General features: G+C 70.8%; 12 protein-coding genes, 2 tRNA genes and 1 pseudogene. 2 read left to right on the top strand and 13 right to left on the bottom strand.

What is annotated here, in order from left to right; translation table 11 throughout:
• Positions 1 to 154 precede the first annotated feature (154 nt).
• The 4 genes from ACZ7L1_RS20750 to ACZ7L1_RS20735 all read right to left on the bottom strand — a co-directional run bounded on the left by ACZ7L1_RS20750 (position 155) and on the right by ACZ7L1_RS20735 (position 2,293).
• A tRNA-Ala gene (locus tag ACZ7L1_RS20750) sits at positions 155 to 227 on the bottom strand.
• A gap of 116 nt (positions 228 to 343) precedes the next feature.
• Positions 344 to 577, bottom strand: a complete 234-nt coding sequence (locus ACZ7L1_RS20745; protein ID WP_016643127.1) for a hypothetical protein — start codon at positions 575 to 577, stop codon at positions 344 to 346.
• Between the two features lie 3 nt (positions 578 to 580).
• Positions 581 to 754, bottom strand: coding sequence for a hypothetical protein (locus ACZ7L1_RS20740; protein ID WP_471439057.1), 174 nt, complete (start codon positions 752 to 754; stop codon positions 581 to 583).
• Positions 755 to 823: 69 nt separating this feature from the next.
• Positions 824 to 2,293: an MFS transporter gene (locus tag ACZ7L1_RS20735; protein WP_471439055.1), complete on the bottom strand. Its 1,470-nt coding sequence runs from the start codon at positions 2,291 to 2,293 to the stop codon at positions 824 to 826.
• Positions 2,294 to 2,411: 118 nt separating this feature from the next.
• Here ACZ7L1_RS20735 and ACZ7L1_RS20730 point away from each other — a divergent pair.
• Positions 2,412 to 3,320 (top strand): annotated as a pseudogene (locus tag ACZ7L1_RS20730) (helix-turn-helix transcriptional regulator).
• Positions 3,321 to 3,373: 53 nt separating this feature from the next.
• On the opposite strand, the gene ACZ7L1_RS20725 reads toward ACZ7L1_RS20730, so the two are convergent.
• From ACZ7L1_RS20725 to ACZ7L1_RS20695, 7 genes are all read right to left on the bottom strand, one after another.
• Positions 3,374 to 3,446: transfer RNA gene (locus ACZ7L1_RS20725), tRNA-Ala, on the bottom strand.
• Between the two features lie 119 nt (positions 3,447 to 3,565).
• The gene (locus tag ACZ7L1_RS20720; protein ID WP_471439181.1) at positions 3,566 to 4,204 is read right to left on the bottom strand and encodes a histidine phosphatase family protein; all 639 of its coding nucleotides are present in this window, start codon (positions 4,202 to 4,204) and stop codon (positions 3,566 to 3,568) included.
• Between the two features lie 26 nt (positions 4,205 to 4,230).
• On the bottom strand, positions 4,231 to 4,689 hold the full coding sequence (gene rsfS / locus ACZ7L1_RS20715; RefSeq protein ID WP_103844811.1) for a ribosome silencing factor: 459 nt from the start codon (positions 4,687 to 4,689) through the stop codon (positions 4,231 to 4,233).
• A gap of 111 nt (positions 4,690 to 4,800) precedes the next feature.
• A complete protein-coding gene (locus tag ACZ7L1_RS20710) occupies positions 4,801 to 6,573 on the bottom strand; it encodes an LCP family protein (protein ID WP_471439054.1) in 1,773 nt (590 codons plus the stop codon).
• Between the two features lie 16 nt (positions 6,574 to 6,589).
• Positions 6,590 to 7,252: a nicotinate-nucleotide adenylyltransferase gene (nadD, locus tag ACZ7L1_RS20705; protein WP_471439052.1), complete on the bottom strand. Its 663-nt coding sequence runs from the start codon at positions 7,250 to 7,252 to the stop codon at positions 6,590 to 6,592.
• Positions 7,253 to 7,334: 82 nt separating this feature from the next.
• Positions 7,335 to 7,490, bottom strand: a complete 156-nt coding sequence (locus ACZ7L1_RS20700; protein WP_181923042.1) for a hypothetical protein — start codon at positions 7,488 to 7,490, stop codon at positions 7,335 to 7,337.
• A 167-nt stretch (positions 7,491 to 7,657) separates the two neighbouring features.
• Positions 7,658 to 7,813, bottom strand: a complete 156-nt coding sequence (locus ACZ7L1_RS20695) for a hypothetical protein (RefSeq protein WP_200417350.1) — start codon at positions 7,811 to 7,813, stop codon at positions 7,658 to 7,660.
• A gap of 118 nt (positions 7,814 to 7,931) precedes the next feature.
• On the opposite strand from ACZ7L1_RS20695, the gene ACZ7L1_RS20690 reads away from it, so the two are divergent.
• Complete coding sequence (locus ACZ7L1_RS20690; protein WP_471439051.1) at positions 7,932 to 9,104, top strand: M48 family metallopeptidase; 1,173 nt, start codon at positions 7,932 to 7,934, stop codon at positions 9,102 to 9,104.
• Between the two features lie 53 nt (positions 9,105 to 9,157).
• Here ACZ7L1_RS20690 and ACZ7L1_RS20685 read toward each other — a convergent pair whose 3' ends face one another.
• A complete protein-coding gene (locus ACZ7L1_RS20685) occupies positions 9,158 to 10,225 on the bottom strand; it encodes an SCO2583 family membrane protein (RefSeq protein WP_471439049.1) in 1,068 nt (355 codons plus the stop codon).
• Between the two features lie 153 nt (positions 10,226 to 10,378).
• Positions 10,379 to 10,990, bottom strand: coding sequence for an SCO2584 family spore wall biosynthesis protein (locus tag ACZ7L1_RS20680; protein ID WP_471439047.1), 612 nt, complete (start codon positions 10,988 to 10,990; stop codon positions 10,379 to 10,381).
• Positions 10,991 to 11,076 lie beyond the last annotated feature (86 nt).

Genomic DNA, 11,076 nt, shown 5'->3' with positions numbered 1-11,076 from the left:
TGGCCCGCCGTTTCGTTTGCTCGCACCTGCGTACGCGGACTGCCCACCCGGCGTGCGCAGCCGTCCTCCCCGCTCGCAGGGGTGTCCACGGCCGTCCACGCCGAACGCACGACGAAGGCGGCCCATCCCTCGGATGAACCGCCTTCAACTTCTGTGGAGCTAAGGAGAATTGAACTCCTGACCTCCTGCATGCCATGCAGGCGCTCTACCAACTGAGCTATAGCCCCTTGCGGCCACGCGGCGGAACCGCGTATCGCCCTTGTCGCCCGGTTTCCCCGGCGGCGACGCCAACATTACACGGTCCACCGGGTGGAACACCAAATCGTTTCCCGCGTCCCCCGCGTCAGGCCGTGGCGAACGAGTAGAAGCGTTTGAGCGTGCAGTGCTCGTCCAGGAGACGGCCGTAGATCGGCTCCCCCTCCAGCTCCCGGTAGGTCTCGATCGGGTCGCCTTTTATGATCAGCGCCCGTGCGCATTCCTCGCACCAGTACTGGTAGTCCGGGTTGACCGGCTCCATGTCGCGGACGATCGGCGTGCCACTGCCGCACCAGTCGCACTTCCGCCTGTGTGCACCCATCGATCAGCTCCAGCTGTGGCCGCAGGCCGTGCACACGTAGGAGATGCCGCCGTTGTCGCCGAGCACCTGGGCGACGTGGGACGAGCCGCAGGAGGGGCAGTCGAGGAGGGTGGCATTCCGACGTGTCACCGCCCCTGCGAGAAGATCGTGGACCTCCCCGCGGATGCTCGCTGGCATCGCTACTCCCTCCCGTCGGGCCGCGCCCCCTTCCGGCCGTTTGATTCTGCCACGGCCGGACCAATACGGTCAGCGACGCCTTCGTACCAGTCCGGACACAGCACCCAGCGTGGCCGTCGCGGCCAGCGCGTACATGCACACGAGGAGCGCGTCCGAAGAGGTATACGCCCCAGGTGCCCCCAGTGACTCAAGCCGGTTCAGGAAGAGTGCGCCGAAGGCCGCCACACCGATCAGCTGACCGAGCTGGGTGACCGTGGCGAGCAGGCCGCTGGCGTCGGCCGCGTCCTCGGGCCGCACGGTGGCCAGGGCCCTGGTCAGGGTGGGGCTGAAGGCGAGCGCAAGGCCCACCCCGACGCCCGCGAAGGCCGCGTACAGCCCGGCTCCGCCGTGGCCCCCGCCGTGCAGCGCGAGGCCGACTCCGGTCACGGACGGGCCGGTGAGCACGAACCCTGCCGGGATCAGGTGGCGTTGCCAGGAGGCCGGCCACTTCCGCCAGGTCAGACCGGCCAGCCCGAACACCACGGCGGTCGGCGCGAAGGTCAGCCCGGCCCGCAGGGCGCTGTAGCCGAGGCCGCCCTGGATGTGCAGGGTCAGCGAGAAGAGGAATCCGGCGTTGACCGCCATCACGGCCAGCAGCCGGAAGACCGCGAGGCCGATACCGGGATGGCGCAGCACCCTCGGCGCGATCAGCGGCGCCCCGCCGCGCCGGGCGAGCCGGGACTCGTATCCGTGGAACAGGGCGAGGGCCAGTGCGGCCGCGGCCAGGGACAGCCAGGACCACAGCGGCCAGTGCTCCTCCTGGCCGAGCACGAGCGGCACGGTCAGCAGCGAGACGGCACCGCCGAGCAGCACCAGGCCGGGCAGGTCGAGGCCGCGCGAGCGTTGCCTGGCGTGTGCGTCGTCCCGCGGCAGGACTCGGCTGCCGACGGCCAGCAGTACGGCGCCGACGGGCACGTTCACGAGGAACACCGGCCGCCAGCCCGCGCCGAACAGGTCGGCGCTGACCAGGACACCGCCGAGCACCTGCCCGGCGGCTGCACCGGTGGCCAGGACGGCGGAGTAGGCCCCGAGCGCCTTCGCCCGCGCCTCCCCGGTGAAGTGACGCTGGATCAGGCTGAGCACCTGCGGGATCATCACGGCCGACCCGGCGCCCTGCACCAGCCGGAAGGTGATCAACTCCCCCGTTCCCCGGGCCAGTCCGCACGCCAGCGAGGCGGCCGTGAACACGGCGATCCCGGCGAGGTGGACCCGGCGCTGGCCGAGCAGGTCGCCGAGGCGCGCACCGGTGATCAGCAGCACGGCGTACGCGATCGAGTACCCGGCGACCACCAGCTGCAGCCCGGCGCCGCTCGCGCGGAGATCCGAACCGATCGTGGGTACGGCGACGTTGACGATGAAGACATCGAGCAGGGCCATGAACTGGGCGGTGAGCACGACCGCGAGCAGCCGGCCGGGGCGATTGTCAGTGGTGGGGGTTTTACTGGTCGCAGGTCGGGTTCCGGGGGTGGATCCGGGACCCGGTGAGGTTGTCGTCGTCATGCCTGTGAGCCTGACGACGAGCGGACACGGGCGACGAGAGCCCGCCGATGCTGGTACCGACGGCACCTGGCAGCGGCCGGCTCCGGTCCCGACGATGGAGACGGGGGATGGGGGGACCATGACGACGACACGGCGCCGCAGGCCGGAGCTGGCCGCCTTCCTGCGCAGCAGGCGGGCCCGGGTGACACCGGCCGACGTGGGCATGCCGCCGGGACTGCGGCGCCGGACACCGGGCCTGCGCCGCGAGGAGGTGGCGCAGCTCTCCGGGGTGGGCGTGACCTGGTACACATGGCTCGAGCAGGGCCGCCCGATCAACGCCTAGCCACAGGTCCTGGACGCGGTGGCGCGCACGCTGCGCCTGGACCAGCCGGAGCGCGAGCACCTGTACCACCTGGCGGAGGTGCCCTACGACGGGGGCAGGGAGGGGCTGCCCCAGCGGGTCGGCCAGGACGTGCAGGACGTCATCGAGGCCCTGGACCCGCGTCCGTCGGTGGTCTACAACTCGCGTTACGACGTCCTCGCCACGAACGCCGCCTACGGCGACCTGTTCCGGATTCCGAGGACGCCGGACATCGGCGCGGCGAACGCGCTGTGGACGCTGTTCACGGTGCCAGAAGAGGTCTGCCCGGTGGTGCACCGGGACAGGGAGCTGCCGGTGATGGTGGCCACCCTTCGCTCCGCGTACGGCAGACATGTGGGCGAGCCGGCGTGGGAGGACTTCATACGCAAGCTGTCGGCGGCCAGTGCGTACTTCGCGGAGCTGTGGACGAGCGGCGAGGTGATCCCGCCCGGGCCGCGGGTGAAAACCTTCCGTCACAAGGCGGTGGGAGAGCTGAGGATGACCTCGCTGTCGCTGTCGATCGACGGAATGCCGGAGTGCAGGGTCGTGGCGTACACGCCGGAGAACGAGGAGGCTCGCGAGAAGGTCGCACTGCTCAGGGCGCGGAGGCAGCGCCTGTGGCCGTCGTCGGACGAGGCGGCCGCGGAGGTAGTCCGCGTGGGGGACACAGAAAATCCCGCCCCTTGACGGGACGGGATCCTGATCATCGATCTTTGACAACTCAATAGAGTGCCGATCCGTGGAGCTAAGGAGAATTGAACTCCTGACCTCCTGCATGCCATGCAGGCGCTCTACCAACTGAGCTATAGCCCCTCCTGCCACGCGGCCGAGCCGCATGGTGTTTCGCCCCGCTCGGCGGGGCGAACAAGAAGAACTTTAGCCTGCGACCTGCCAGAAAGCGAAATCCGGGTCCGGGTCACCCGCGCGGCCGCTCAGTCGTCGTCGCCGAGGACCGGTTCCGGAAGGGTGCCCGCGTTGTGTTCGAGGAGGCGCCAGCCGCGGGTGCCTTCACCGAGGACGGACCAGCAGCAGTTGGAGAGACCGCCGAGGCTCTCCCAGTGGTGGGCCTCCAGGCCGAGCAGGCGGCCGATGGTGGTGCGGATCGTGCCGCCGTGGCTGACCACCACGAGCGTGCCGTCCACAGGAAGCTTCTCGGCATGGCGGAGCACCACGGGGGCGGCCCGGTCGGCGACTTCGGTCTCCAGCTCGCCACCGCCGCGGCGGACGGGCTCGCCGCGTTTCCAGGCGGCGTACTCCTCTCCGTGCCGGGCGATGATCTCCTCGTGGGTCAGCCCCTGCCAGACGCCCGCGTACGTCTCGCGGAGGGCCTCGTCGAGGGTGATCTCCAGGCCGGTGAGCGTGGCCAGCTCGGCGGCCGTGGCGGCGGCGCGCCTGAGGTCGGAGGCGACGATGGCGTCCGGCTTCAGCGAGGCGAGCAGGCGCGCGGAGCGGCGGGCCTGGCCGATGCCCGTCTCGGTCAGTTCGACGTCCGTGGAGCCCTGGAAGCGGCGCTCCACGTTCCAGGCGGTCTGGCCGTGGCGCCACAGGATGATCCGGCGCCCCCGGCCCATCTTCCCCGTGTCGGTGCCCGCTGCCGTCACCGCAGCTCCCCGCCCAGCTCCGCGTCCAGCTCGGCGGCGTCCTGGGCGGCCTGCAGCCTGGCGTGCTCCTCGGCCTTGCCGCGGGTGGCCTTGGCGTCGGACGGCAGGTCCAGCTCGGGGCAGTCCTTCCACAGCCGCTCCAGGGCGTAGAAGACACGCTCCTCGCTGTGCTGGACGTGCACCACGATGTCGACGTAGTCCAAGAGCACCCAGCGGGCCTCGCGGTCGCCCTCGCGGCGTACCGGCTTGGCGCCGAGTTCCTTCAGCAGCCGCTCCTCGATCTCGTCGACGATCGACTTGACCTGGCGGTCGTTGGGGGCCGATGCCAGAAGAAAGGCGTCCGTGATCGACAGCACGTCGCTGACGTCATAGGCGACGATGTCGTGCGCGAGCTTGTCGGCGGCCGCCTGGGCGGCGGTGTTGATGAGTTCGAGAGAGCGGTCCGTGGCGGTCACTACAAGGCTTTCCGTCGGCGGTCAGTGATACCTCAAGGGTCTCACGGACCGCCGAGGGCACCCCATGTGATTAATGGAGCACGCCCCGGCGGCCGGGTTGTGTGCTCCACGTCACGAGGACGGCTTGAAGTCCCTGCCGAGCACGACCGAGACGTTCGCGTTCGAAGCGCCCGTGCCCTTCTTGACGGCGCTGGTGGGAAGGCCGAGGGTCTTGGCGACCTCGATGGCGTTCTGCTTGTCGCCGTCGTCGGCGTAGGTCACCCGGGAGGTGGCCTCGGCCGGGCCGGTGCCGGCGTCGACGGAGGTGTAGCCGCCGTTGACGAGGACGACACGGGCCTGCTCGGCGGCGGCCCGGGAACCGGTGGCGTTCTTGAGGCCGACCCGGACGGCGTCACCGGACTGGGGGCTCTTCACGGTGCCACCGAGCAGCGTCCTGACCACGGTGTCGGTGGCCTTCTGGCCGATGGTGCCGTCGGACTGGACCGGCAGCAGTGCGGTCTTGTAGTCGCCGTCTTTGGCGTGGTCCGCGAGCTTGGCCAGGAAGGTGCCGAGGTCGTGGTCGGTCAGGGAGGGGTCGAGGATCTGGGCGAGCGTCTGCACGGTGGTCGTCGCGGCCTGCGGCTCGGAGGACATCTTGCGCAGCACCCCCTGCATCACCTGGCCGAACCGCTCGAGCTGGGCGTCCTGGGGCTCCCCGGTGGCGCGGTAGGTGGCGTAGGCGACGGCCATCGTGCCGCTGAGCGTCTGGCCCTGCCCCTTGTGCACGAGGGGCGCGCCGCCCTTCTTCTTGGCGCCGGGGTCGGGGACGTCGGCGTTGGTGTCGACCTCGATGTTGCCGACGAGTTCGACGAGGTTCTGCAGGTAGGGGGTGTCGAGGCGCCAGGTGCCCTCGATCCTGGTGCCGAGGACCGAGGCGATGGCGTCGCTGGTGCCGGAGGAGCCGTCGTCGGCGACCGACTTTGCGAGGGTGGTCGTGCTGCCGTCGTCCGAGGTCAGCGCAAGGGAGTTGGGCAGCAGCACGGTGGCGCCCTGCTTGGTGGTGGTGTTGTCGACGAGCAGCGCGGTCGAGGTGCCGCCGCCCTTGGTGTTGTGCAGGTGGACGACGATCACGTCGCGGTTCTGGGCGGTCGCGGCCGTCGTCGTCGTGCCGGACTTGCCGCCGGAGGAGAGGCCGGGCAGCTTGCCCGCGTACCAGAGGTAGCCGACGCCACCGACCGCCACCAGGGCGAGCACGACGGCCAGGGCGACGATCCGGCTGCGGGCGCGGCGGCGGGCCTCCTCGCGGCGCTCGGTGCGGTTCTCGGTGAACTTCAGCCAGTCGATGACGTCCTCGGAGTCGCCGTCGGGCTCCTCGACGAAGGCGAACTGCTCGGTGTGGTAGTCGCGGTCGCCGTGCGGATCCTTCTCGGCGGTCTCGCCGCCCGCGGGCGTGCCGTCGTCGGCGAAGCCGGTCCCGGGCGCGTGACCCGGGGCGCTGTCGGCCGGGCCGGCCTGGTGCGGGATGTAGGCGGTCTGCTCGGTGACGGGCGGCTGCTGACCACTGGTCGCCGCCTGGCCGTAGGGGTCGTGGCCGGCGGCGGTCGTGGTGCCGTACGGGGCGTAAGGGCCGTAAGGGGCGGCGGGATGCTGCTGCTGGCCGGTGTCATGGGAGGACACGGGCTGCTGCCGACCGGTGTGGTAAGGCCCCACTGACTGCTGGGTGCCGGTCGCGTACGGGTCGTAGTCGTAGCCCTGGTGCTGCTGGTCGGGCTGTGTGCCGTACGGGTCGTAGCCCTGCGGGGTCCGCTGCGCGGGCACCTGTCGGTACACAGGCTGCCCGAACTCGTCGTAGCCGACGAGCTCGTACTGGTCGCCGCCCGCGTATCCGTCGTATCGGTCGTTCACCGGTGCCCCTCTCGGCTCACTCGCCGCGGTACAGCTGCCGTTTGTCGATGTAGCGCACCACGCCGTCCGGCACCAGGTACCAGACGGGTTCGCCCTTGACGACTCTCGCACGGCAGTCTGTGGACGAGATGGCGAGCGCGGGAACTTCGACGAGCGAGACGCCGCCCTCGGGGAGACCCGGGTCGGCGAGGGTGTGACCGGGGCGGGTGACGCCGATGAAGTGGGCCAGGGAGAACAACTCGTCCGTGTAACGCCAGGTGAGGATCTGGCCGAGCGCGTCGGCGCCGGTGATGAAGAAGAGGTCGGTGTCGGGGTTGAGCGCCTTGAGATCACGGAGTGTGTCCGTGGTGTAGGTGGGACCGCCGCGGTCGATGTCGATGCGGCTCACCGAGAACTGGGGGTTCTCGGCGGTCGCGATGACCGTCATCAGATAGCGGTCCTCGGCGGGGCTGACCTTGCGGTCGGTCTTCTGCCACGGCTGGCCGGTGGGCACGAAGACCACCTCGTCGAGGTGGAACTGGGCGGCGACCTCGCTGGCCGCGACCAGGTGACCGTGATGGATCGGATCGAACGTTCCGCCCATGACGCCGAGGCGGCGCTTGCCCGGGTTCGACGGCCCACTGCCGGGGCCGGGTCCCGTGCCCTTCGCCGGACCGGTGGGTGTGTGCTGCTCTCCCATGCGTGCAGACCCTACCGGCCCGGCCGTCGGGCACCGGCCCAGAGGCCCTCGCGAGCGGCCGGGACGGGCTCTTGGCCCCGGCTCAGCGGTCGCGGTTGAAGCGGGTGGTGATCCACAGCAGCAGGAGGAGGATGACGAGGGCGCCTCCGCCCGTCATGAAGGGGCTGATGCTCGCGTGGCGCTCGCCTTCGCCCTCGGCGAGGGTGGCCAACTGGGCAGCGGTGCTGTGGAAGCTCATCTTCGGCAGTACCTATCCGGTGTGGGCGGGATAAAGACGTCGGCTCATGGTATGCGGGCGCGTTCCCGGGCATCACGGCGACTCCGCCGTTGAACGCGGACCGCGAGCACCGGGCGGGCCCGGACCGGCGGTTCCGGCCCGCCGGGCGCCGCCGCGCGGCGCCCGGGTCAGTCCTTGCGCTTGTAGCCCCGCAGCAGGAACCAGCCGGTCAGGACACAGCCGAGGACCATCACGATCAGGACGACTCGGAGCAGGTTGCCCGGGCCCTGTCGGCTGGCGGCCGTCGCTGCCTCGGTGAGCCAGGCGGCGCTGATGTGCTCCATGAGATCGCTCCTTACGGTGTGCTGCCCTGTCACGGTATCTCCGCCTAGGCTGGAGACCGCTTCGGGGGCACGTCACGCGGGCCGCGCACAGCGAGCCATCAGACACATGGGGGAACGCATGTCCGACGCCGGTCAGGGCCAGAACGGTCACGAGCGGGTGCCGAGCAGGCAGCGCAGGCGTTTTCCGGGGATCTCCTCACGCGCGTACGAACACCCGGCGGACCGTTCGGCCCTGGTGGCCCTGCGCAAGCTGAGCGGCTTCGACACGGTCTTCAAGGCCCTGAGCGGTCTGCTGCCCGAGCGCAGTCTCAGGCTGCTGTTCCTCTCCGACTCGGTGCGGGTCTCGGACGCGCAGTTCGCCCACCTCAACGACATGCTGCGGGACGCCTGCTACATCCTGGACCTGGAGAAGGTGCCGCCGATGTACGTCACCCAGGACCCCCGGCCGAACGCGATGTGCATCGGCCTCGACGAGCCGATCATCGTCCTGACGACCGGGCTGGTGGAGCTGCTGGACGAGGAGGAGATGCGGGCGGTCGTCGGTCATGAGGTGGGGCACGCGCTCTCGGGTCACTCGGTCTACCGGACCGTCCTGCTGTTCCTGACCAACCTGGCGCTGCGGGTCGCCTGGATCCCGCTGGGCAACCTCGCGGTCATGGCGATCGTGACGGCGCTGCGGGAGTGGTTCCGCAAGTCGGAGCTGTCGGCCGACCGGGCCGGTCTGCTGGTCGGGCAGGATCTGCAGGCCTCGATGCGCGGGCTGATGAAGATGGCGGGTGGCAACCATCTGCACGAGATGAACGTGGACGCGTTCCTCGAGCAGGCCGAGGAGTACGAGGCCGGGGGCGATCTGCGCGACTCCGTGCTCAAGATCCTCAACGTGCTGCCGCGTACGCACCCCTTCACCACGGTCCGCGCGGCCGAGCTGAAGAAGTGGGCCGCCTCCCGCGACCACCAGCGGATCATGGACGGTCACTACGCGCGGCGCAGCGAGGACGGGGACACCTCGGTGTCGGACTCGTTCCGGCAGTCGGCGGCGAGCTACGCGAACGAGGTCAGGCAGTCCAAGGACCCGCTGATGAAGCTGGTCAACGACCTCGCGGACGGCGCCGGTGGCCTCGGCGACCGGGTGCGGCGCGGCTTCGCGGGCTTCGCGGGCGGCCCCAAGGACGCGCCGCGCGAGCCGGACGACAGCCGTCCCGACGACAGCCACACGGACGACAGCCACCCGGGCGACAGCCACCCGGACGACAGCCACCCGGGCGACGAGAGCCCCTACGGCAAGGACTGACGGCCTCCGCCACCGGGCGGGCCGGGTGCGGGGGACGGGCCCGGCGGGCAGCCCTACACCCTCGGTTCCGCGCTCGCCGACAGTGTGCCGCACAGGGCCGTCGCGCTGCCCGTCGCGAAGGGGTCGGTGCCGGCCGGGCCGCCCGCCTTGGCGGTCTGACCGGCGAGCAGCGGCCGGAGGTGGCTCGCGGTGTCCTCGGTGCAGGCGAGCGGTCCGGCCTGGGCGTAGGCGGCGACGAGCTCCGCCTGGTTCAGGCGCAGGTCGTCACGGTCGAAGCGGAAGGTCACCTCGCGGCGCACGGTGAACAGCGACGCCTTCGCCTTGGCGTCGGAGCCGGCCGGCTTCAGCGCGTACACCACGGTGTGGTCGGCGCTGACCTCCAGCGTGTCGGAGTCGGCCTCGGTGGCCTGGAGCGTGCCCCGGACGCGGATGTTCTGGTCGGCCAGCCGGGCACGGGAGGGATCGAAGCGGACCAGCCAGCCGGTGGCCGCGTGCCGCCCGTCCGAGGCCGGGTGGGAGAAGCTCTGGTCGAACTGGTCGAGCTGCTGCGGATCGAGCAGCAGGCGCACCGGGCGCACGGCGTCGCCGGTGAGGACGGCCGGGTCGAGCGAGGACGCGACCAGGTAGTTCTTCGCGTTGGTCAGGGCGGCGTAGACCTGACTCTCGGAGAAGTGCGCGGTGCGCCGGGCGGCGGGAAAGGTGATGCCCTGGGCGCCGACGCGGAACTGCGCGGCGGGGCTGTGCGCGTACAGCGCCTCGGGGTCCGTGGCGCCGGGTACAGCGGACTGCGGTGCCAGCGGTATCACCGTCATGCGCAGCGGTTCGACGGTCTGGACCCTGGACGCCTGGTACGGATGGCGCACGCTCATGTAGACCGCGGTGGCGAAGGCGACGGCTATGAGCAGGACGAGGATCAGCGCCTGTCTGGGCAGTGCGCGGTGCAGGAGCGGGCGTCGACGCACGGCGGGGGCGTGGTCGGCCATCCGCTCCCGGGCGGAGTACTCCTGAAGGCGGGCAGCCCGAACGAACGACTCGTCGAACACGACGGATCGGTACTCGTCCTCGCCACCGCTGGGAGCACCCTCGGGCAGCCCCTCGGGTGGGTCTCCGGGCCCGCCCATATCTTCAGAGTAGGTCTCCGGGAGCCCGGGTAAACGCCCTGGTACACGACAAGTTCTGACAGGTCCTCACCAGGTTTTCGAACGATTCTCGAACCCTGGGTCAGGGCGGTTGCGCGCATCGCCCGTGAGCTCACGGAACGCCAGGTTCGGGGGTCAGGGGGTCCGCGGCACCGCGGAAAACGCCGGGGGCGAGTAGTCGGCGGAGGCCGAGGGGCCGGTGGTGCCCGCGCCGGCTTCCTGGCCCTGCTCCAGACCGGTCGAGGCGGGCGTCGGGACCTGGTCCTGACGATCGGAGGACCCGCCCCGGTACACCGCGGTGAAGGCCAGGGCGACCATGCCGATGCCCATCACGAGGGCGAGCATCCAGGCGACCGGGCGGTGCCAGCGGGCGCCCTTGCCGTAGGCCCTGCCGAAGGGGCCCGTGGTGCCGTAGCGGCCGTCCAGGACGGCCATGTCGTCCAGGTCGTCGGGGTCCAGGCCGTGGCCGAATCCGTCGTCGGGACCGAATCCGTCGTCGTAGCGCTCGTCGTCGCCCCGTGCGGCCCTGCCACGCGCTCGGCGCGCCTCCGCCTCCTGGGCGTCGGCGCGGGCCTGGGCGGCGGCGAGGAGTCTTTCCACGGCCGTCGGCTCGTGGACCAGGGCGGCCCGTATCCAGGCCTCGTCGAAGACCGCGGAGGCGAACTCTTCGTCCATCGCTCCGCGGTCGCGGTCGTCGTCGGGCTCCGGGCCGTCAGCGAACGGCGTGCCCCCCACGTCCTCCGGCACGGATCCAGAGTAGACCTGGGGGGTCAATTTGGGCAGACGGTATGGAAATTCATCCGCCTGGCGAGACGGTCCTCAGGCGGGTGCCG

The organism is Streptomyces sp. NPDC107546, assembly GCF_055639175.1.
This window is presented reverse-complemented; position numbering and strand designations above follow the sequence as displayed.

Bases quoted from the DNA above. Each gene is read 5' to 3' on its own strand.
- ACZ7L1_RS20745 (WP_016643127.1), bottom strand. From the start codon at position 577: ATGGGTGCACACAGGCGGAAGTGCGACTGGTGCGGCAGTGGCACGCCG.
- ACZ7L1_RS20740 (WP_471439057.1), bottom strand. From the start codon at position 754: ATGCCAGCGAGCATCCGCGGGGAGGTCCACGATCTTCTCGCAGGGGCG.
- ACZ7L1_RS20735 (WP_471439055.1), bottom strand. From the start codon at position 2,293: ATGACGACGACAACCTCACCGGGTCCCGGATCCACCCCCGGAACCCGA.
- ACZ7L1_RS20720 (WP_471439181.1), bottom strand. From the start codon at position 4,204: ATGGGCCGGGGGCGCCGGATCATCCTGTGGCGCCACGGCCAGACCGCC.
- nadD (WP_471439052.1), bottom strand. From the start codon at position 7,252: ATGGGAGAGCAGCACACACCCACCGGTCCGGCGAAGGGCACGGGACCC.
- ACZ7L1_RS20700 (WP_181923042.1), bottom strand. From the start codon at position 7,490: ATGAGCTTCCACAGCACCGCTGCCCAGTTGGCCACCCTCGCCGAGGGC.
- ACZ7L1_RS20695 (WP_200417350.1), bottom strand. From the start codon at position 7,813: ATGGAGCACATCAGCGCCGCCTGGCTCACCGAGGCAGCGACGGCCGCC.
- ACZ7L1_RS20690 (WP_471439051.1), top strand. From the start codon at position 7,932: ATGTCCGACGCCGGTCAGGGCCAGAACGGTCACGAGCGGGTGCCGAGC.
- ACZ7L1_RS20685 (WP_471439049.1), bottom strand. From the start codon at position 10,225: ATGGGCGGGCCCGGAGACCCACCCGAGGGGCTGCCCGAGGGTGCTCCC.